The sequence below is a fragment of the Brevundimonas sp. genome (genome assembly GCF_035627475.1).
Classification (GTDB): Bacteria; Pseudomonadota; Alphaproteobacteria; order Caulobacterales; family Caulobacteraceae; genus Brevundimonas.
The window spans coordinates 82,603-102,460 of the sequence record NZ_DASPLR010000027.1 but is presented as its reverse complement, the minus strand read 5'-3'; the positions used below and the strand labels follow the sequence as shown (position 1 = coordinate 102,460).

The following is a 19,858-nucleotide window of genomic DNA, read 5'->3' as shown; positions in this document are numbered from 1 at the left end:
TGCGTCCACGCCCGCCCCGGGGCGATAGCAGGACATGGCGTCCCCGACCCTCGTCTCCCTGCTGCCCCAGCTCGCCTCCGGCGCGGCCCACACCCATGCCCTGGGCTTCGCCTACGAGGGACTCGAGGGTGATCGGGTGCGCATCCGCGTGCCGTGGCGAGAGGATCTGGTCGGCGATCCGGATACGGGCGTGCTGGCGGGGGGCCTCGTCACCGCCCTGCTGGACCATGTCGGCGGGCTGGCGGTGTGGCTCGCGCTGGACCGGTTCGAGCCGATCGCCACGCTCGATCTGCGCGTCGACTACATGCGGGCGGCCGAGCCCGGCCGGGCCCTGATCGCCGAGGCGCGCTGCTATCGGCTGACCCATTCCATCGCCTTCGTCCGGGCCTGGGCGTTCGAGGACGGACCCGACGATCCGGTGGCGGCGGCGCAGGCGACCTATGTGCTCAGCGCCCGCGACGGCCGGGAGCCGGCGAAATGAGCGCCCTGCTGGACCGTCTGCCCTACGCCCGCTTCCTCGGCCTGACCTCGGATCAGGATGGCGAGGCCCTGACCGTGACCATGCCGTTCGCGGACCGGCTGATCGGCAACCCCATGCTGCCGGCGCTGCATGGCGGGGCCACCGCGGCCCTGCTGGAGCTGACCGCCGTGGCCCAGGTGGCGCTGGCCTGGCCCCGCCTGCGCCTGCCCCGGCCGATCAATGTCACCGTGGCCTATCTGCGCACCGGACGGCCGGCGGACGTCCATGCCCGGGCCCGCATCAGCAAGGCAGGCCGCCGGGTGGCGCATGTGCTGGCCGAGGCCTGGCAGGAGGACGAGGCCCAACCGATCGCCTCTCTCACCGCCCACTTCCTCGTCTCCACTTACGATCTCTAGTTGTAGCTCATTGTAACGTCCGATTGCTTCCTCCAGGGTGATGGTTAATCACGGGAGGAAGACATGACGAGACAAGGAATCGGCGAGGCCCTCGCGGCCCGCCTGTACTCGGCCGAAGCGGCCATCGACCGGGCTATGGCGGAGACGGCGGCCCTGACCGCCGCCCTGCCCGCCGCCCGGGCCGACGCCTGGCTGTCCGCGGTCACCGGCCAGCGGGCCTTCAGCGGCGCGGCCGCCGCGATCGGCGCCCTGACCGAGGCCCGCGGCCATCTGGTGCAGACGCACAACACCCTCGCCGCCCTGGCCCGCAAACTGGGGCTTGAGGCGCTCGCCCTCGGACCCGTCGACAAGCCCGGGGACACGCCGCCCATCGGCGGGGTGTGTCCGGATGGCGACACAGATCAAGTCGTGGTGAACAAATCCCTACCGACATCATGAGTCATGTGTTAAGACCTCGTTTACTGTTCAGTTTGGAGGCTTCCATGGATAAGGCTCAAGTGATCGCCAGCGTCGCCGGTGATCTGAGTGCGACGGAGCAATCGGTCGACGCAGCCATCGCTCGTGCCACGACCTTGGTGCAGTCGATGATCGGCGCCCGGACGGCCCTGAGCATTTCGCCCGTCGTCGGTGCGGAATCCCAGGCGAAAGCGCTTGAGGCGATCGCCGCCCTTGGCGCCGCGCGGCAGGCCATCGTCTCTTGCCACGAAGAACTGGCCAAGGATCACCGCCGCATGGGTTACGGCGTCTACGCTGGAAAAGGCGAGGACAAGGGCGTCGGGACCGGCACAGCGCCGACCACCGGCGAGCACCGTCTGCGCGCAGTTTAATTCGAGGTAATGTCCGATAGCGGTCATTCCCGCTGGCGCTGACTTCAGGCAGTATCGCCCCCATGCTCGAGAGCGTGGGGGCGATTCTGTGTTTGCGACCATCTACTCCCAGCTTGTGCTGGCCGCCGCCGTGCTGGTCGTCAGCTTTGCCTTCTGGAAGGGCGACGAACCGGAGCGCCTTGGGGCCGCGGCCTACGCGATGGTCTTCCTCGGGACGCTGGTGACCCCCAACAGAGGGAACCTGAGCATTCCACAGTGGAGCCTGATGGCGATGGACATTGTCCTGCTCGTGGTCTTTCTCGGCCTTGCCTTGCACAGCCGCCGGAGTTGGCTGGTCTGGGCGTCTGCCTTTCAGGCCCTCATCGTGACCGGCCACGTGCTCGTCGCTGCTAACCTCCGCCCGCCCGCCGACGCCTTCGCGACGGTCATCAACATGTCCAACTACGGGCTGCTGATCGCCATGGCCGTCGGGACCTTCTGGGCCTGGCAGGAGCGGCGCGCGGCGGCCCTGGGGTCCGGAGAGATCTAGAGGCCGCACGCTCGGGTATGAGCGTCCGGCGGGGGAGGCCATCCAGTGTTCGACACCATCTACGCCCAGGTCGCCGCGGCCATCGGTGCGATCGTCGTGGCCTTCGCCTTCCTGAAGGGAGACGAGCCCGAGCGGGTCGGCGGCGGCATCTATGCGATCAGCGCCCTCGCGTCCCTGTTGGTGCAGGAGGAAACCCGGCTGCACGGCCCCCAGTGGGGGCTGATGATGGTCGACGCCGTCACCCTCGCCGCCTATGCGGCCGTGGCCTGGAAGAGCCGCCGGTCATGGCCGGTCTGGGCCAGCGCGCTCCAGTCGCTGATCGTCATGACCCATGTGCTCACGCTGGTGGATGTCCGGCCGCCGATGGTGGCCTTCTACGCCGTCATCAACGGAGCCAGCTACGGCGTGTTGCTGGCCCTCGCGATCGGCGTGTTCCAGGCCTGGCGGGACCGGCGCGTCCTCGGCCTGGAATAGCCGGCCCCGATCCTAGGTCGATATTCCTATCCGCCTGTGGTAGCCTGCGGTCGAATCGGCCCCCGGGCCGCTGCGGACGCCGAGCTCCCATGCCCCTCTCCCACGGCCAGATCTGGAAGGCGATCGACGGGCTGGCCCGGCGCGAGGGGATCAGCGTCTCGGCCCTGGCCCGGCGGGCCGGCCTGGACGCCACCAGCTTCAATCCCTCCAAGCGGTTCGGCCCGGGCGATCCGCCGCGGCCGCGGTGGCCCTCGACCGAGAGCCTGACCCAGGTGCTGCGCGCCACAGGCCTGTCGCTCGGCGACTTCGCGGCCCTGGCGCAGGACGCGCCGGAGCGCGCGGCGACGGTGCCGATGCTGGGCATGGCCCAGGCCGGACAGGACGGCTTCTTCGACGACGCCGGCCTGCCGGTGGGCGACGGCTGGGAGCAGACCGAACTGCCGCGCCCGAAGGAGACGCTGCTGAGCCTGCGAGTCACCGGCGATTCCATGGCTCCCCTGTACCGCGAGGGCGACCGCATCATCGTCGACCGCGAGGCCTCGGACGTGCGCAAGGGCGACCGGGTGGTGGTGCGCACCACCGGCGGCGAGACCCTGGCCAAGGAGGTGGCCGGGCTGACGGCCCGCGCCGTGACCCTGGCCTCGATCAATCCGGCCTACGAAACGCGCGTGGTCCCGCGCAAGGACATCGTCTGGATGGGCCGCATCCTCTGGGTCAGCCAGTAGCGCCGCGCCAGGGAACGAGCGGCGACGCCCACGAAAAAGGCCGCCCCGGAGGGCGGCCTTTCCATGCCGTGGGCCGTATCAGCGGCTGACGTAGTGGGCGTTGACCCAGCCGCCGCCGGCGATCTGGACCCACTCGCCCTGCGAGCTCACCGCGGTGAACGGCTGGCCGGCCGACAGGCTGCCGACCTGGCGGTAGCCGGTGCCCGGACCCGAGCGGATGCGCAGGTTCGACGTGGCGCGGTAGGTGTCGCCGTCGCCGTAGCTGTAGTTGGAGTTGTACGACCGGGCGCGCTGCTGGTTGCAGCCGATGTACGAGCCGGCGGCGGCGCCGGCGCCCGCGCCGACCACGGCGCCGAGGGTCCGCTCATTGTCGGAGATCTGGCTGCCGGCGAGGCCGCCGATGACGGCGCCGATCAGGGCGCCGGCGCGCTGACGGCCGCCCGGGGCGTCGCAGTTGGTGACGCCGTTGGCGCGCGACTGCGCCATGGCGGCTGTCGGCAGGGCGGCGGGAGCCAGCGTGCCCAGCAGGGCGGCGGCGGCGATAGCGACGGTGATCTTGTTCTTGTTGGTCGACATGGCTCATCTCCTGTCATCGAGTTGGTCGATGGCAGGCACAATGCGCGGCCGGACATGAAGGCTCCCGGAGGCGCCCCGTTATGTTCGGTTCATGTACGTTACCGCACGAACGTCGGTCGGCGGCTCAGGACGCCAGCGCGCCGTTGGCGCCGTCCTCGATCAGCTGGATCGTCTGCGGCAGGCCGTAGATCGCCGCGAAAGAGCCGAAGCGCGGCCCCTGCGACGCCCCGAGCAGCACCTCGTACAGGGCCGCGAACCAGGCGCGCAGCGGCTCGAACGCATGCTCCTTGCCCACGGCATAGACCTCGGCCTGGATCAGCTCGCCGTCGGTGGTGTCGGCCGGCAGGGCCTTCAGACGCCCGGCGAGATCGAGCAGCGCCGCCTTTTCCTTCTCGTCCGGCAGGCGGTAGGCCTTGGTCGGTTTGACGAAGTCCTCGTAGTAGTTCAGCGCCCGGTCCATCAGCTGGTCCAGCAGCGGCTCGTTCTCCGGCGTCGCCTCGGGCAGGTATTTGGCGAAATAGGCCCACAGCTGCGCCTTCGAAGAGGCATTGGCGACCCCGACCAGGTTGAGCAGCAGGGCGAACGACACCGGCGAGGTGTGATCCGGCGGCGATCCTGCGTGGATCGACCAGACGGCATTGTCGATCCGCTTCGCCGGCTCCTGCGTCTTATAGGCCTCGATGAAGGCCAGATAGTCGTCGATGGCGCGTGGAATGACGTTGAAGTGCAGCGACTTGGCCGACTTCGGCGACTGGAACATGTACCAGCTCAGCGACTCCGGCGTACCGTAGCGCAGCCACTCCTCCATGGTCAGGCCGTTGCCCTTGGACTTGGAGATCTTCTTGCCCTCGACGTCGAGGAAGAGCTCGTAGTTGAAGCCTTCGGGCGGGACGCCGCCCAACGCACGACAGACCTTGGACGATTCCCGTACGCTCTCGATCAGGTCCTTGCCCGACATCTCGTAGTCGACGTCCAGCGCCGTCCAGCGCATGGCCCAGTCGGGCTTCCACTGCAGCTTCACATGACCGCCGGTGACGGGGACCTCCGTGCGCCCGCCGGCCGGGTCGTCGAACACGATCGTGCCCTTGCCGACGTTCCGCTCCAGGGTCGGCACCTGCAGCACGTGACCGGTGACGGGGCTGATCGGCAGGAAGGGCGAATAGGTGGCGCGCCGCTCCTCGCCCAGCGTCGGCAGCATGATCGCCTGCACCGCGTCGAACCGCTCCAGCAGGCGCAGCAGCACCTCGTCGAACCGGCCGGACCGGTACTGCTCCGTCGAGGACAGGAATTCGTAGTCGAAGCCGAAGCCGTCCAGGAAGGCGCGCAGGCGGGCGTTGTTGTGCGCGCCGAAGCTGTCGTGCGTGCCGAACGGGTCGCGGACCACGGTCAGCGGCTTGTGCAGGTCCTCGAGCAGCATCTCCGGGTTGGGAATGCCCTCCGGGACCTTGCGCAGTCCGTCCATGTCGTCGCTGAAGGCCACCAGCCGCGTCGGCCAGTGGTCGCCGGTCAGGGCCCGAAAGGCGTTGCGCACCATGGTGGTGCGCGCCACCTCGCCGAAGGTGCCCATGTGGGGCAGGCCGGACGGACCGTAGCCGGTCTCGAGCACCACAGGCCTTTGCAGGGCCTCGAAGGCAGCCAGCGCCTCGTCCGCCTTGCCGGCGTCGATCAGCAGCTTCGCCGCGTCGCGCTCGGCGTCGGACAGCCGCTTCTTCAGAACGTGGTTCAGAAGGTTGCGGGCCTGTTCGAACGGCCAGGACTTTGCGTCCCGCGCGAGGGTTTCGAGGTTCTGCAGCATGGGTGGGCTTTGACGCGTCGTGTGTCATCGGTCAACGGCCCGGGGCATTTGCTTGCCACAAGCTGTACGGCGTGATCGGCTGGGGCCATGCGCCGCATTCTCCTGGTTCTGCTGCTTGCGATCACGCAGATCGGCGCTGCGCCGGCGCCGGTCGTCGCGCCTCGTGAACAACCAGCCGCCGTCCCTCTGGTAGCCCTGCTCGCAAATCCTGATCGTTTCGATGGCCAGTTGGTCACGGTCGAAGGCTTTCTGAACCTCGAGTATGAGGGAGACGCTATCTATCTGAGCCAGTCGGATTTCGACGCCATGCTCTTCCGCAACGCGGTCTGGGTCGACGGTCCCAAGTTCGAAGAACCTCGCGCCCGCCGCATTCTGAGCGGTCGCTACGTCGCCCTGACGGGGCGGTTCAATGCAGACATGCACGGGCACTTTGGCATGTTCGCGGGCGGTCTTGCCGCATCCGAAATTCGTGTCCTGCTGAGCCGGGACCAAATTCGCGCAACGATGATACCGGTCTACGGAGAACTGCCGTGGCCGCTCCTGATTCTCATCCTTTTACCGTCCACCCTTCTGCTGTTGATCACGCTCGCCGTCAGGGGCCGACGAACGCCAGCCAGACCGGGTCCCTTGCTCACCACGTGCGTCCTGCTCGTCGTGAGCGCAGTCGGGGTCTTTTCCATCTGCCGGCTCTGGGAGTTGCCGGTGCTAATCCCGAGCCTCATCAGGGTGGGCTATGGATGGGCGGCTCCTGCCCTGGCGGCGGAGTTCGTCGTCGGCTCTGTGGCCCTGATAGCGAGTGCACTCTTCGCGGTTCGGCGAAATATGTTGTGCGTGGTGTTTTCCGCGGTCCAGCTGATCGTTCCGGCGGTCATTGAGGTCCGCGCATTCCACCGTCTCGACGCCCCCTTCTCGATCCACTCTGCCAGGGACGAAAACTACCGCTGGCGGCGCACGGGCCCTCCGCCGCCTGTCGACGCCGTTTCGGGGCCTGACAGGATCGACCCGTTCGCGTCTTGACCCCACCCGTCCTCCGTGGCCTTTGCGCCGCTCCATGAAGACCGCCGATTTCGATTTCGATCTGCCGGAAGACCGGATCGCGCTGCGCCCGGCGGACCCGAGGGATTCCGCGCGCCTGCTGGTGGTGCGGGACGGCGGGCTGGAGGACCGGATCATCCGCGACCTGCCGGGCTTCCTGCGGCCGGGCGACGCCCTGGTGTTCAACGACACGCGGGTGATCCCCGCGCGCCTGTCGGGGGTGCGCGAGCGGGTGGGGCCGGACGGCGAGACCCTGACCGTCGAGGTCGAGGCGACCCTGCACCACCGCGACGCGCCGGATGTGTGGTCGGCCTTCATGAAGCCGGGCAAGCGGATCAAGATCGGGGACCGGGTTCGATTTTCTTCTCCCCTTCCCCTCGAGGGGGAAGGGGTCGGGGGATGGGGTGGTGGCAGTGAGGGTCAGGATATGGCGCATGAGGCGCCGGATGACGGTCTGAGCCCATCCGCGCCCGCCTCCCGAGAGCCCGCCTCCACCCCTCCCAACCCTCCCCCTCGAGGGGAGGGCTTCAGAGCGGCCGACTCCGCCTGCCTGCTGGGCCGGCTCGACGCCACCGTGGCCGACAAGGGCGAGGACGGGCTGGTGACGCTGCGCTTCGACCTGTCCGGACCGTTCCTCGACGAGGCGATCCGCGACGTCGGGGTCATGCCCCTGCCCCCTTACATCGCGGCGAAGCGGGCCGAGGACGACCGCGACCGGTCGGACTACCAGACCCTGTTCGCGAAATGGGACGGCTCGGTCGCCGCGCCGACGGCGGGGCTGCATTTCACGCCGGGCCTGATGGCGGCGATCGAGGCGAAGGGCGTCTCGACCCACGCCGTGACCCTGCATGTCGGGGCCGGCACCTTCCTGCCGGTCAAGGCCGAGGACACGGCCGACCACAGGATGCACAGCGAATGGGGCGAGGTCTCCGCCGAGAGCGCCGCCGCCCTCAACGCCGTCCGGGCCGCCGGGGGGCGGATCGTCTGCGTCGGAACCACCTCGCTGCGCCTGCTGGAGAGCGCCACGACCGACGAGGGCGTGGTCCAGCCCTTCCACGGCGATACGGCCATCTTCATCACGCCCGGCTACCGCTTCCGCGCCGCCGACGTGCTGATGACCAATTTCCACCTGCCGAAGTCGACGCTGTTCATGCTGGTCAGCGCCTTCGCCGGGCTGGAGACGATGAAGGCGGCCTATGCGCATGCCGTGGCCACGGGATACCGGTTCTATTCCTACGGGGATGGCAGCCTGCTATTCCGCGCGGCCCCATGACCTTTCCCTTCGACATCTCCGCCACCGACGGCCGCGCCCGCACCGGCGTGCTGAAGACCCCGCGCGGGGACATCCGCACGCCCGCCTTCATGCCGGTCGGCACCGCCGCGACGGTCAAGGCGCTGACGGTGGATCAGGTGGCGCAGACGGGCGCGGACATCCTGCTGGGCAACACCTATCACCTGATGCTGCGGCCCGGGCCGGAGCGGATGGAGCGGCTGGGCGGGCTTCACCGGTTCATGCGGTGGAACAAGCCCATCCTGACCGACTCCGGCGGCTTCCAGGTCATGTCCCTGTCGGGCATTTCGAAGCTGACCGAGGAGGCGGTGACCTTCTCCAGCCACATCGACGGCTCGAAGCACGTGCTGACGCCCGAGCGGTCGATCGAAATCCAGGCCGACCGGCTGGGCTCGGACATCGTCATGCAGCTGGACGAATGCGTCGCCTGGCCCGCCGAGGAGCCGCGCGCCCGCTCGGGCATGGAGCTGTCGGCGCGCTGGGCGAAACGATCGAAAGACGCCTTCGGCACGCGGGACGCCCAGGCCCTGTTCGGCATCCAGCAGGGGTCGACCTTCGAAAACCTGCGCCGGGAGTCGTCGGAGCGGCTGCAGGAGATCGGCTTCGACGGCTACGCCATCGGCGGACTGGCGGTCGGCGAGGGCCACCAGGCCATGTGCGAGGTGCTGGACTACGCCCCGGAGATGCTGCCGGCGGACCGGCCGCGCTACCTGATGGGGGTGGGCAAGCCGGTCGATCTGGTCGAGGCGGTGTGGCGCGGCGTCGACATGTTCGACTGTGTCCTGCCCACCCGGGCCGGCCGGCACGGTCAGGCCTGGACCTGGAACGGGCCGATCAATCTGAAGAACGCCCGCTTCGCTGAGGACCAGGACCCTCTGGACCTTGAGGTCCCCTGCCCGGCCTCCACCGACTATTCAAAGGCTTACCTGCACCACCTGATCCGCGCCGACGAGATTCTCGGCAAGGTGCTGCTGAGCTGGCACAACATCGCCTTCTTCCAGGCCCTGACGGCGGCCATGCGGGCCGCCATCGCCGAAGGACGGTTCGAGGCCTTCCGGCGGGACTTCCACGCCCGTCAGGCCCTCGGCGCGAGCTAGCGCTGGCTGCCGCCCTCCGGCCGGAACCAGGCCGGCGCCGCCGGCGGGGCGCAGTTGCGATTCATGCCGACGCCCTTGAGGAAGGCCCGCCGCATGCGTCCCGCCTGGATGGCGGACTGCACGTGGCGGCTGTGCTGCTCGGCCCCCGATAGCCTGCGTATCCAGCTGCGGCCGGGGATGAAGTCGGTCGAGGCGTCGCGTATGGCGTCGAGCGCGGCGTCGGAGGCGGCGTCGCCGGCGCGCTCGCTCATCGTCGAGCCGTCCTGGGCCGGGGGCTCGTCCGTGTCGGGGCCCAGCGCCTCGTCCAGCCGACGGATCTCGGCCCCGATGGTGGAGCACTGGCTCAGGTTGCGCAGGTCGTAGGGATTGGCCTCGGCCTGCAGCAGCACGGTCGGGATATGCTGGCGGCGCAGGTTCAGGTCGTCGAGGGGGGCCGTCGCGGCCGCGCCGACTCCGGAGCCGAAACCGCCCATGCCGGCGCAGCCGGAGAGCAGCAGTGATACAGTGGTGAGCAGGACGAACGGGCGCATGGCCGTCTTGAACCACAGGGCGAGCCCGACCGAAAGAGCTTGCCGGACGGTCACGCGGGACCATCCATTGGCACGCCGGTCTGCACGCCAAACGCCGCCGGCGCCGCGGCGGGGCCCGACGCCGGACGCTACCCTGCCGAGCCGGTCCTGACCTTGTTCCGGTTGCCGGCGCGGGTCTTGGGTCCCTGCTGGTCCATCTTCTCGGTGCGCTCGGGCCGGTTGCGGTTGGTGCCGCCCAGCTGGACGTCGTCGGCGGCGAGCGGATCGCCCTCGTCCATGTAGTCGGCGACCTCGCCGGCGGCGGGGGGCGCCAGCGACGAATCGGCCACGTCAGGGGCGGCGTAGCTGCGCGGCTCGGGCCTCGGGGTTTCGCCCCCGGCCCGGGTCTGGTCGCCGGGGCCGACCGGATCGGTGGCGGCGTTCTGGGCCGTGGCCTTCGAGGAGTGGACGTTCTGATGCGGCATGGGCGGCCTCCTTCGCTGTCTTTCGACAACGAGGCGCGCCGGGGCTTGTTCCGGAAAGGGAGGTGGTACGTCCTCTCGGGCTCGAACCGAGGACCCTCTGATTAAAAGTCAGATGCTCTAACCAACTGAGCTAAGGACGCACACCGACGCGGCCCGCGCATGCGCACCGCGACGCGCCTTCTGTTGCAAAGCGGGGCCGGGGTCAAGCGTCGCCTCGACGGTCGCGGCGCTAACGGCTACGCAAAAGGGCATGAAACCTCTGTCCGGCCTGCGCATCCTCGAATTCGACGGTCTGGGGCCGGTGACGTTCGCAGGCATGATGCTGGCCGACCTCGGGGCAGAGATACTGCGCCTGACCCGCGCGCCCATCGCCGGGACCCCGGTGTTCACCGACGTCGGCGGCGAGGTGCTGCACCGCGCCCGCCCCGCCGTGGACGTCGATCTGAAGAATCCGGCGGACCTGGCCCGGGTCCAGGCGCTGATCGCTTCTTCCGACGCCCTCATCGAAGGGTTCCGCCCCGGCGTGATGGAGCGGCTCGGTCTGGGGCCGGAGGTCTGCGCCGAACTCAATCCCCGCCTGGTCTTCGGACGGATCACCGGCTGGGGCCAGAGCGGGCCGATGGCGCGGCAGGTCGGCCACGACCTGAACTACATCGCCCTGTCAGGAGCCCTGTCCATGATGGGGGAACCGGACCGGCCGCCGCGGCCGCCGCTCAATGTGGTCGGCGACTACGGCGGCGGAGCCATGCTGCTGGTCACAGGCGTCCTCGCCGCCCTTCTGGAGGCGAGGACGACCGGCCGGGGTCGCGTCGTGGACGCCGCCATGACCGACGGCTCGGCCCTGCTGACAAGCCTGTTCCACGCGCTGGGCGCGCGCGGGCTGTGGAACGAGACGCGGGGCTCAAACCTGCTGGACGGGGGCGCGCCCTTCTACCGTTGCTACGCCTGCCGCGACGGGCGATTCGTCGCGGTGGGGGCGCTGGAGCCGCAGTTCTACGCCGCCCTGCTGGAGGGGCTGGGCATACCGCCGGCCGAGGCCCCGCAGTTCGACATGGGGTCCTGGCCGGTGCTGCACGCGCGCTTCGCCGCCGCCTTCGCCGCCAGGGACCGTGACGACTGGGCCGCCCGTTTCGCCGGGACCGACGCCTGCGTCACACCCGTTCTGACCATGGCCGAGGCGCCCGGACATCCCCACAACGCCGCGCGCGCGACCTTCGTGGACCAGGGCGTGGTTCAGCCGGCGCCGGCGCCGCGCTTCGACGACGAACCCCCGGCGGTCACGCCGCAGCCGGCGCCCCTGTCGCTGGACGAGGCGCTCGCCCGCTGGCGCTGACGGCGCCTCAGGCCACGGCGGCGGCGGAGTCGACGGCCTGCCGGCGTTCCGCGGCGCAGGCCTCGGCCAGGGTTCCGGCCAGCATGACCGGATCGATCGGCTTGGTCAGGAAGGCGTGGACGCCCGCCGCGTCCCAGGCGGCGCGGTGAACGTCGAGCGCATTGGCGGTCAGGGCGATCACCGGCGTGCCGCCGTTGACCACGCCCTGGCGGATCCGCCGGGTGGCTTCCAGCCCGTCCATGACGGGCATCTGCATGTCCATCAGGATGGCGTCGAACGGCTCTCGCGACGCCGCCTCCAGCGCTTCGGCGCCGTTCTCCACCAGGGTCAGGCGGCAGCCGTGCGGCTCCAGCAACAGGGTCAGGATGCGCCGGTTCACCTCATGGTCGTCGGCGGCGAGGATGGACCGCCCCTGAAGCGAGCCCGCCACCTCCGTCTGGCGCTCGGGCAGGACCGACTCGCCCTCCACGGCCTCGACCGGCAATGAGAGGGTGAAGGTCGACCCCTGCCCCTCGACGCTGGCGACCGTCAGGGTCCCGCCCATGATCTCGGCCAGCTTGCGGCTGATCGACAGACCCAGACCGGTGCCGCCGTGCCTTCGGGTGGTGCCGACGTCGGCCTGTTCGAAGCTGTTGAACACCTGGGCCAGACGGTCGGCGGGGATGCCGCAGCCCGTGTCGGACACCGCCACTGTGAGGCGCTCGCCGTCCCAGCCCACCGCCACGACGATCTCCCCGTCCGCGGTGAATTTCACCGCATTCGACAGCAGGTTGAACAGTATCTGCTGGAAGCGGAGGGGATCGGTCCGGACGGCGTCCGGGGTCGACGCGTCGACGCGAAGGGTCAGCCGGACGCCGTTGGCGCGGGCGCGCGGCTCCCACAGCCGGTTCAGCGTCGCGAGCCGCTCGCGCACGACCATGGCGGCGCTTTCCAGCTCCATCTTGCCGGCCTCGATCTTGGAGAAGTCCAGCACGTCGTTGAGCAGGCCCATCAGCACGTCGCCGGCGTCGATCAGCATCGAGACGTGCTCGCGCTGGCGAGTGTCGAGACGGGTTCGCCGCAGCAGGTTGGCGGCCGAGATGACCGCATTCATCGGGGTGCGGATTTCGTGGCTGACCACGGCGAGGAAGTCGGACTTGGCGGCGCTGGCCACCTCCGCCTTCTGGCGGGCGCGCTGTTCGGCGTCGCGGGCGGACTGCAGGGCGGTCGTCGTCATCGAGCTCTGTCGCACGGCGACGACCAGGTGGCTCATGTAAAGCAGACAGCCGATGGCGATCAGGAGTTCGTGCCAGTTGCCGGTGGCGACCGCGCCGATGATCGGCAGGCCGAGGAAGTAGGTGGCGTGGGAGGCCACGGCCGCGATCAGGATCGGCCGGACGTGGTGCATGTGCAGGCTGACGTGCAGCAGGCCGCCGGCGCACTGGACCATGGCGAATATCCGGCCGACTTCTCCGCCCCGGAACCACAGATAGGCCGTGATGCCGGCGTAGACGATCACGCTGAGCACCGTAACCGCGCAGGACAGGGCAAGGTAGGCGCGATCGGGCCGCCAGTCGGGTTGCAGGCGGAACCGGCGGAACACCGCCCAGTCCAGCCCCTGGGTGGCCAGAACGGCGGCGAACCAGACTCCCGGCCAGACGGACGGCGTGACCACCCAGGCCGTGGCGCCGATGAAGGCGGCGAGCGCAATGCGGGTCTTGAGTTCGCGGTAACGCACCTGCGAAACCATGGCGTAGGCGGTCGCCGTCATTGAAGTCCCTCCAGTTCGCCACCATCGCGGGAATTGGAAAAGGATTGGTTGCCGCGCGTGATGACCCGCGCGGCGATCTTGGCTATGGAACAGGCAATACCGCCGCGCGTTGGAACGCCGATCCGGGGAGCTGCCAGATGAAACGCCTTATCGCCCTTGTCGCCATGGCCGGCGCGGTCGCCCTGACCGCGTGCGACGATCCGCGTCCCGCCGAGCCTGAAGTGCAGGACGCGCCGTTCGAAGAGCCCGTCGCGCCCGCGGCCGAGGAGGCCCAGGCGCCGGTCGCGGCCCCGAGCGCCGCCGATACGCCGCCCAGCGACACCCTGCCGGCCGAGAAGCGCACCTCGGAGGAATCGGTCCGGCCGGACAGCGAGACCCTGTTCTACTGATGTGACCAGCAGGGCGGCGCCGCAATGGCGCCGCCGGTGGATGCGACCCTTGCCCGCCTCCACCTATCAAAGGGGCGCCCGCCCGCTGACCAAGCCGCTGACGAAGGTTCCAGTTTGACGCCGAGGCCCGCCCTGTTTCTTTCCAGCGTGGCGGGGTTCGCGCTTCTGGCGTCCACAGCCGCCGCCGATCCGCGCGCCCAGGTGCGCGGCGAGATGGACGCCGCACTGAGGGCGCAGATCGAACGGGCGATCGGCGAGGTCGACGGCCCGCCCTCGAACCGGTTCGAGGCCCGACGGCGCGCCCGCGGAGCCATGGAGGCCGCGGAGGCCCTGCTGCGCTCGGAGGGCTATTACCAGCCGGTGCTGGAAGACGTGGTCGAGGGCGAGGAGACCCCGGTCGCCATCGTCGACATCACGCCGGGTCCCCGATTCGCCCTGACCGAGCCGATCGTCAACTGGGTCGAGCCGCCGCCCGCGCCGCCGCTCGCGGAAGAGGTCCGCGGCGACATCGGGCTGAAGGCGGGCGATCCCGGGCGCGCCGTGGACGTCCTCTCCGCCGAGGGGCGGCTCGTCGCCGGCCTGACCCGGCGCGGCCACGCCGACGCCCGGGCCGAGCCCCGCCGCGTGGTGGTCGACCACGCCACCCTGACCGTGCAGCCGACCTACAATATCGTCGCCGGACCGCTCGTGCGCCTCGACGGGGTCCGGCTGGAGACGCGCGGGCCCACCAATGCGAACTGGGTCGCCGGTCTGGCGCCCTGGTCCGAAGGCGAGGTGTACGACCCCGACGACGTGGCCGAGCTGGAACGCCGGCTGCTCGAGACCGGCGTCTATGACGGCGTCGGCGTCGCCCTGGCCCCGGCGGACCAGACCCGGGCCGACGGAAACCGTCCGGTCGTGGTCACCCTGACCGACCGGCCACGCTGGATCCAGGAAGCCGGCGTCACCGTGTCGACCTCCCGGGCCACGGTGACGGCCGGGCGCGCGACGTCGGCCACCGGCGGTTCCGCCATCGAAGGCCTGTGGACCTGGCACAACCGCTTCGGGCGCGCCGACACGCTCGAATTCCATGCGCGACTCGCCGACGTGGACAGCCGTCTGGGCGTGGACCTGAAGCTGCCGCACTGGCGGCGACCCGGCCAGACGCTGACGATGGGCGCGGCCATCGTCAACGAGGACACCGACGCCTATCGCCGCTTCGCCGGCGTCCTGTACGCCGACGCCCGCCAGCGACTGGGCAAGGCGTCGTGGTACAGCTACGGCGTCGGCGTGGACGTCGGACAGTATGACGAGAACCGGTTCGATCCGGTCACCCAGCTGCCGCTCGACATCACCCGCAATCTCGCCCTGGTCACGCTCAGGGGCGGGGCGTACATTGATCGCTCCGACGATCCGCTCGACCCGCGCAGCGGCTATCGCCTGCTCGCAAATGTCCAGCCGACGGCCGTGTCCGGGGATGATTCCCTGCTGTTCCTGCGCGCGGATGCACAGGCGACGGCCTATCTGCCGCTGCAGGAGGGCGGACGGACGGTGCTGGCCGGACGCGTTCGGGTGGGCTCCATCGTGGGCGGCGAGGAACTGACCATTCCGTCGGACCGGCTGTTCTACTCCGGCGGCGGCGGCTCGGTGCGCGGGTTCGAATACCAGGGCGTCGGCCCCCGACTGCCCGACGGCACGCCGCGCGGCGGGCTGTCGCTGTTCGAGACCTCGGTCGAAGTGCGCCGCGACATCGGGCGCAGCTTCGGCGCGGTCGTCTTCGTCGACGCCGGCGCCATCGGCTTCCAGGAGACGCCGAACTTCAACAATCTGCGCTACGCGGCGGGCTTCGGGGTGCGCTACAAGCTGCCGTTCGGTCCGATCCGGGCCGACATCGCCTTCCCGCTCGACAAGCGCGACCGCGACGCCGACTTCCAGATCTATGTCAGCATCGGACAGGCGTTTTGACGGACGCGCCGCCCCCTTCGGACACGCCTGAAACGCCGGCGGTCAAGGCGCGGAAGAAGCGTACGCGGCTGCAGGCCCTGGCCTTCTTCGGCGGCATGGGACTGGCCATCCTCGCCGCCCTGTTGCTGGTCACCGCCATCGGCGGCCGGATGTATCTGTTGTCGGACTCCGGACGGGGCCTGGTGACGAGCTTCGTGGCCGGCAAGAAGCTGGGCCGCTATGGCCGCATCAATGTCGAGGGCGTACGCGGCGACCTGTTCGACGACTTCACCATCGACCGGGTGACGGTGACCGACGCCGACGGAATCTGGCTGGAGGCGCGCAAGGTACGGGTCGACTGGGACTGGTGGCCCCTGATCGCGCGCCGGTTTCACGCCACCAATGTCGAGGCCGAGGTCATCCGTCTGATCCGGCGGCCGCTGGTCGAGCCGGCCACCGAGCCGCCCGGCCCCCAGCCGCTGTCCGTGGATATCGACCGGTTCTCCGCCGACGTCGAACTGCTGGAGGGCTTCAGCAAGGAGTACGGCCGCTGGAAGCTGGCGGGCGAGGCGCTGGTTCCGCGCAAGGGGCTGAAGCGGGTGACCGTCAACGCCGACAGCAACAGCCGGCCCGGCGATTTCCTGCGCCTCACCGGCGCCCTGGGCGAGGACATCGCCGACGTCCGGCTGAACCTGCGGGCCCAGGAGTCGCGCGGCGGCCCCATCGCCGGCGCGCTCGGCTATTCCCCGGACCAGCCCTTCCTGGCCACCGCCATCGTCAACGGCGAGGTGGTCGACGCCGTGGTGCGGACCGGGGACTTCACGCCGCTGATGATCAAGGGCCGCTACGGGCCTCAACAGGCCCGGATCGCCGGCTACGTCGACTTCTCCGGATCGGATCTGCTCGACCCGTTCGTGCGGCGGATCGGCCGCACCGCCCGCTTCGCCCTGGCGACGGCCCCGGACCGTAACGAGGACGGCCTGCAGGGCGTTGGCTGGCGGCTGATGGCGGACAACCTCAACTCCAGCGCCAGCGGCCTGATCCGGATCAAGGACCGCAGCGTGCCGCAGGGCGTGCGCATCAAGGTCTCGACGCCCTCGTTGACGCGGCTGGCGGGACGGCCGCTCGGAGACGGTGCGGCGTGGTCCGCCCGCTTCCGGGGCGACGCGACCAGGTGGAGCCTGCAGGGTTCGATCGACGTGCTCGGCGCCGAGTTGTCGAGCTACAGGGCCCGGCGCATCCGCGGCCCGCTGAACATTCAGGCGCGGGCCGGCCGCTACGACATCGACGGCGACCTCAGCGCCGCCGGAGGATCGACCGCAGGCATCGTGGGCGGCCTGCTCGGACAGGGCCCGCGCGTCCGGTTCGAGGCCGCGCGCCTCGTCGACGGCTCGTATCTGCTCGAGCGGCTGGAGGCCACCGGACAGGCGTTGAAGGTCACGGGGACGGGCGGCCGCAATCTGCTGGGCGGCCTCGGCTTCCGGGGGCGCGCAGAGATCACCGACGCCTCGCGCCTGCGACCGGGGGCGGACGGTGCGTTCGGCGGGACGATCGCCGCCTCCATGCGCCGAAGCGGCGCTCCCTGGCAGGCGACGTTCGACGGCCGCGGCAGGGGCTTCAGGCTGGGGGTCGGCGAACTGGACCGGCTGCTGGGCCCGACGCCCCGGCTGCAGCTGACCGGCGCCCTGACCGGGGCGCGGGTGGCGATCGAGTCGGCGCGGCTGAGCGGGGCCCACGGAAACGCCGCCGCCCGCGGCTTTATCGAGGGAGACGGCCGGCTCACGCTGGCGATGAACTGGAACGCGCGCGGGCCCTTCGGCGTGGGACCGGTCGAGATCGACGGCGCCATGACCGGCAGCGGAACCGTCGGCGGCACCCTGGCCCGTCCCAGCGCCGACCTGCGGGCCGCCTTCGGTCGGGTCGCCGCCGGCGCCCTTGTCCTGACCGACGCGACGATGGACCTGAGTTTCCGGCGCGGCGCGGATGAGTCGGACGGGCGGATATCCGTCATCGCCGGCTCCAACTACGGCCCCGCCCGGGCCAGCGGGAATTTCTATCTCGGCGGCCAGCGTATTCGCCTGACGGACGTCGATCTCGACGCGGGCGGGATCACGGCGCAGGGGGCCGTCGCCCTGTCGAACCGGTTCCCCTCCAGCGCCGACCTGACCTTCACGGCGCGGCCCGGAGCCTTCCTCGCCTCGGGCACGGCCGACGGACGCATCCGCCTGACCGAGGGGGCGGGCGCCGAGACCGCCATCCTCGATGTCACCGGCCGCAACGTCCGGCTGACCGGATCGTCCTGGGTCATCCGCTCGCTGAACCTCGAGGGCCGCGGCACGCTGGATCGCCTGCCCTTCACCCTGAAGGCCGACGTCGGCGGCCGCACGCCGGTCAGCTTCGACGGGACCGGGGTCTATTCGCGGCGGGACAGCGCCCAGACGGTCGTGCTGGAAGGCGCCGGCCGGGTGCGCGAGATCGCCTTCGCCACGCGCAATCCGGCCGTGGTGGCGCTCTCCGGCGACGGCCGCGTCGTCCGGGTCGATCTCGGCGTGGGCGGCGGCGTGCTGACCGGCGAACTGCGGCAGGATTCCCGCGCCGCCGTCATCGAGGCCAATCTGACCAGCGTCGAGCTCGGCTCCCTCGCGCCGGACCTGCGCGGGCGGGCTACCGGGCGGCTCTCCCTGCGGGGCTCGGGCGCCGACCTGTCCGGATCCGCCAATGTGACGCTGGACGATGTGCGCAGCGTCGACGCGCCGACGGGGCTGGCCATCGACGGAACCCTGAACGCCCTGCTGGTCGACAACGCGCTCCGGGTCCAGGCCCGGGTGGCGGACGAGGGCAATGTGCGGGCCACCGCCGACGTCACCCTGCCGGTCGAGGCCTCTGCCGCCCCGCTCAGGCTGGCGGTCGTGCGCACCCGGCCGATGTCGGGCGAGATCGACATCCAGGGCCAGGTCCAGCCGGTCTGGGATCTGTTCCTGGGCGGCGAGCGGTCGCTGTCCGGCATCGTCAACGCCCGCGCCAGCCTGGCCGGCACGATCGCCGCGCCGCGCATCAACGGCCGGATGGACCTGTGGGAGGGCGGCTTCCGCGACAACGCCACCGGCCTGCAGCTGCGGGACGTCACCCTGGCCAGCCGTTTCGACGACACCACGGCGCTGGTGGAGAGCTTCTCGGCCACCGACGGATCTGGCGGGACGGTGTCCGGCGACGGCCGCATCGGCCTGCGCGAGGGCTCCGGCTCCAGCGTCGAACTGGCCCTGACCCGCTTCCGCATCATCGACAACGACATCGCCGAAGCCCGCGCGTCAGGCCCGCTGAGCGTCGTGCGGGCGGCGGACGGCAAGATCCAGCTGACTGGCCGCATCGACATCGACGAGGCCCGCATCGAGGCCAATCCGCCCGGATCGAGGGGCATCGTCCAGATGGACGTGGTCGAGATCAACAAGCCCGGCGGCGACATCCCCGAAGAGGAGCAGAACCGGCCCCGCGGGCTGCAAATCGGAGTCGACATCGCCATCCGCTCGCCCGGTGGGGACGTGCTGGTGGTCGGTCGCGGGCTGAACGTGGAGATGAACGTCAACGCCCGGGTCACCGGCACGATCAACCAGCCGACGCTCACCGGAACCGCCCGGGTCGTGCGCGGCGACTACGACTTCGCCGGCAAGCGGTTCGTCTTCGACGACCGGGGCACGGTCACCCTGTCGACGCAGCCCGAGCAGATCCGGCTGAACCTGACGGCGACGCGGGACGATCCCGCCCTGACCGCCACCATCCGCGCCACCGGCACGGCGGCCCGGCCCGAGATCACCCTGACCTCGACTCCCGCCCTGCCCCAGGACGAAATCCTGTCGCAGGTCCTGTTCGGGCGGTCGGCGTCGCAGCTGTCGGCCTTCGAGGCCGCCCAGCTGGCGGCGAGCGTGGGCGCGCTCGCGGGCGGGGGCGGCTTCGACGTGATCGGCAACCTGCGCGAGCTGGCCGGTCTCGACCGGCTGTCGTTCGGCGGCGAGGCCTCGAGCCTGACCGTGGCCGGCGGCCGCTACATCACCGACGACATCTATCTGGAGGTCATCGGCGGCGGCGAGAACGGCGCGGCCGTGAACGTCGAATGGCAGGTGCGGCGCAACCTGACCGTCAGCTCGAAGTTCGGCGGACAGGGCGACGCCAGCCTGTCGATCCGCTGGCGCCGTCAGGCCCCCCAGCCGGGAACCGGTCGCGAGGACCGGCGCCCGAACCGGTAGGGC

19 protein-coding genes and 1 tRNA gene are annotated in these 19,858 nt (G+C 70.4%); 14 read left to right on the top strand and 6 right to left on the bottom strand.

The window, feature by feature from the left end; translation table 11 throughout:
- The first annotated feature begins 34 nt into the window (after positions 1-34).
- The 7 genes from VEA62_RS07115 to VEA62_RS07085 all read left to right on the top strand — a co-directional run bounded on the left by VEA62_RS07115 (position 35) and on the right by VEA62_RS07085 (position 3,431).
- Positions 35-481 carry a PaaI family thioesterase gene (locus tag VEA62_RS07115; RefSeq protein WP_324820021.1) on the top strand — a complete coding sequence of 149 codons (447 nt, stop codon included), beginning with the start codon at positions 35-37 and terminating at the stop codon, positions 479-481.
- Positions 478-876: a PaaI family thioesterase gene (locus tag VEA62_RS07110; RefSeq protein WP_324820019.1), complete on the top strand. Its 399-nt coding sequence runs from the start codon at positions 478-480 to the stop codon at positions 874-876. The genes VEA62_RS07115 and VEA62_RS07110 overlap by 4 nt, the downstream gene beginning before the upstream one ends.
- A 63-nt stretch (positions 877-939) precedes the next feature.
- A complete protein-coding gene (locus VEA62_RS07105; protein ID WP_324820017.1) occupies positions 940-1,314 on the top strand; it encodes a hypothetical protein in 375 nt (124 codons plus the stop codon).
- Between the two features lie 44 nt (positions 1,315-1,358).
- A complete protein-coding gene (locus VEA62_RS07100) occupies positions 1,359-1,703 on the top strand; it encodes a hypothetical protein (RefSeq protein WP_324820015.1) in 345 nt (114 codons plus the stop codon).
- Positions 1,704-1,818: 115 nt separating this feature from the next.
- Entirely contained in the window at positions 1,819-2,232 is a 414-nt protein-coding gene (locus VEA62_RS07095) for a hypothetical protein (RefSeq protein ID WP_324820013.1), read from the top strand.
- A gap of 45 nt (positions 2,233-2,277) precedes the next feature.
- Complete coding sequence (locus VEA62_RS07090) at positions 2,278-2,706, top strand: hypothetical protein (RefSeq protein WP_324820011.1); 429 nt, start codon at positions 2,278-2,280, stop codon at positions 2,704-2,706.
- A gap of 89 nt (positions 2,707-2,795) precedes the next feature.
- Positions 2,796-3,431 (top strand): helix-turn-helix transcriptional regulator, encoded by a 636-nt coding sequence (locus tag VEA62_RS07085; protein ID WP_324820009.1) that lies wholly within the window; start codon positions 2,796-2,798, stop codon positions 3,429-3,431.
- 78 nt (positions 3,432-3,509) lie between these two features.
- On the opposite strand, the gene VEA62_RS07080 is transcribed toward VEA62_RS07085, so the two are convergent.
- Entirely contained in the window at positions 3,510-4,007 is a 498-nt protein-coding gene (locus VEA62_RS07080; RefSeq protein ID WP_324820007.1) for an SH3 domain-containing protein, read from the bottom strand.
- Positions 4,008-4,131: 124 nt separating this feature from the next.
- Entirely contained in the window at positions 4,132-5,802 is a 1,671-nt protein-coding gene (locus tag VEA62_RS07075; protein ID WP_324820005.1) for a lysine--tRNA ligase, read from the bottom strand.
- A gap of 87 nt (positions 5,803-5,889) precedes the next feature.
- Between VEA62_RS07075 and VEA62_RS07070 the strand changes: the two genes are divergently transcribed.
- From VEA62_RS07070 to tgt, 3 genes are read left to right on the top strand one after another with little or no spacing between them, the layout of a single operon-like run.
- Positions 5,890-6,819 (top strand): hypothetical protein, encoded by a 930-nt coding sequence (locus VEA62_RS07070; protein ID WP_324820003.1) that lies wholly within the window; start codon positions 5,890-5,892, stop codon positions 6,817-6,819.
- A 34-nt stretch (positions 6,820-6,853) separates the two neighbouring features.
- A complete protein-coding gene (queA, locus tag VEA62_RS07065; RefSeq protein WP_324820001.1) occupies positions 6,854-8,110 on the top strand; it encodes a tRNA preQ1(34) S-adenosylmethionine ribosyltransferase-isomerase QueA in 1,257 nt (418 codons plus the stop codon).
- Positions 8,107-9,225 carry a tRNA guanosine(34) transglycosylase Tgt gene (gene tgt / locus VEA62_RS07060; protein WP_324819999.1) on the top strand — a complete coding sequence of 373 codons (1,119 nt, stop codon included), beginning with the start codon at positions 8,107-8,109 and terminating at the stop codon, positions 9,223-9,225. The genes queA and tgt overlap by 4 nt, the downstream gene beginning before the upstream one ends.
- On the opposite strand, the gene VEA62_RS07055 is transcribed toward tgt, so the two are convergent.
- From VEA62_RS07055 to VEA62_RS07045, 3 genes are all read right to left on the bottom strand, one after another.
- Positions 9,222-9,809, bottom strand: a complete 588-nt coding sequence (locus VEA62_RS07055; RefSeq protein WP_324819997.1) for a hypothetical protein — start codon at positions 9,807-9,809, stop codon at positions 9,222-9,224. The two genes, tgt and VEA62_RS07055, sit on opposite strands and share 4 nt — an antisense overlap.
- 74 nt (positions 9,810-9,883) lie before the next feature.
- Positions 9,884-10,219 (bottom strand): hypothetical protein, encoded by a 336-nt coding sequence (locus VEA62_RS07050; protein WP_324819995.1) that lies wholly within the window; start codon positions 10,217-10,219, stop codon positions 9,884-9,886.
- A 63-nt stretch (positions 10,220-10,282) separates the two neighbouring features.
- A tRNA-Lys gene (locus tag VEA62_RS07045) sits at positions 10,283-10,359 on the bottom strand.
- Between the two features lie 110 nt (positions 10,360-10,469).
- Here VEA62_RS07045 and VEA62_RS07040 point away from each other — a divergent pair.
- The gene (locus VEA62_RS07040; RefSeq protein ID WP_324819993.1) at positions 10,470-11,552 is read left to right on the top strand and encodes a CaiB/BaiF CoA-transferase family protein; all 1,083 of its coding nucleotides are present in this window, start codon (positions 10,470-10,472) and stop codon (positions 11,550-11,552) included.
- A 7-nt stretch (positions 11,553-11,559) separates the two neighbouring features.
- Here VEA62_RS07040 and VEA62_RS07035 read toward each other — a convergent pair whose 3' ends face one another.
- Complete coding sequence (locus tag VEA62_RS07035; protein WP_324819991.1) at positions 11,560-13,302, bottom strand: ATP-binding protein; 1,743 nt, start codon at positions 13,300-13,302, stop codon at positions 11,560-11,562.
- 137 nt (positions 13,303-13,439) lie between these two features.
- Here VEA62_RS07035 and VEA62_RS07030 point away from each other — a divergent pair, with 137 nt between their 5' ends.
- The 3 genes from VEA62_RS07030 (at position 13,440) to VEA62_RS07020 (ending at position 19,855) form a co-directional block, all read left to right on the top strand.
- A complete protein-coding gene (locus VEA62_RS07030) occupies positions 13,440-13,691 on the top strand; it encodes a hypothetical protein (RefSeq protein ID WP_324819989.1) in 252 nt (83 codons plus the stop codon).
- A 114-nt stretch (positions 13,692-13,805) separates the two neighbouring features.
- On the top strand, positions 13,806-15,635 hold the full coding sequence (locus VEA62_RS07025; RefSeq protein WP_324819987.1) for an autotransporter assembly complex family protein: 1,830 nt from the start codon (positions 13,806-13,808) through the stop codon (positions 15,633-15,635).
- Positions 15,632-19,855: a translocation/assembly module TamB domain-containing protein gene (locus VEA62_RS07020; RefSeq protein ID WP_324819985.1), complete on the top strand. Its 4,224-nt coding sequence runs from the start codon at positions 15,632-15,634 to the stop codon at positions 19,853-19,855. Before VEA62_RS07025 ends, VEA62_RS07020 begins: the two co-directional genes overlap by 4 nt.
- The last annotated feature ends 3 nt before the right edge of the window (positions 19,856-19,858 follow it).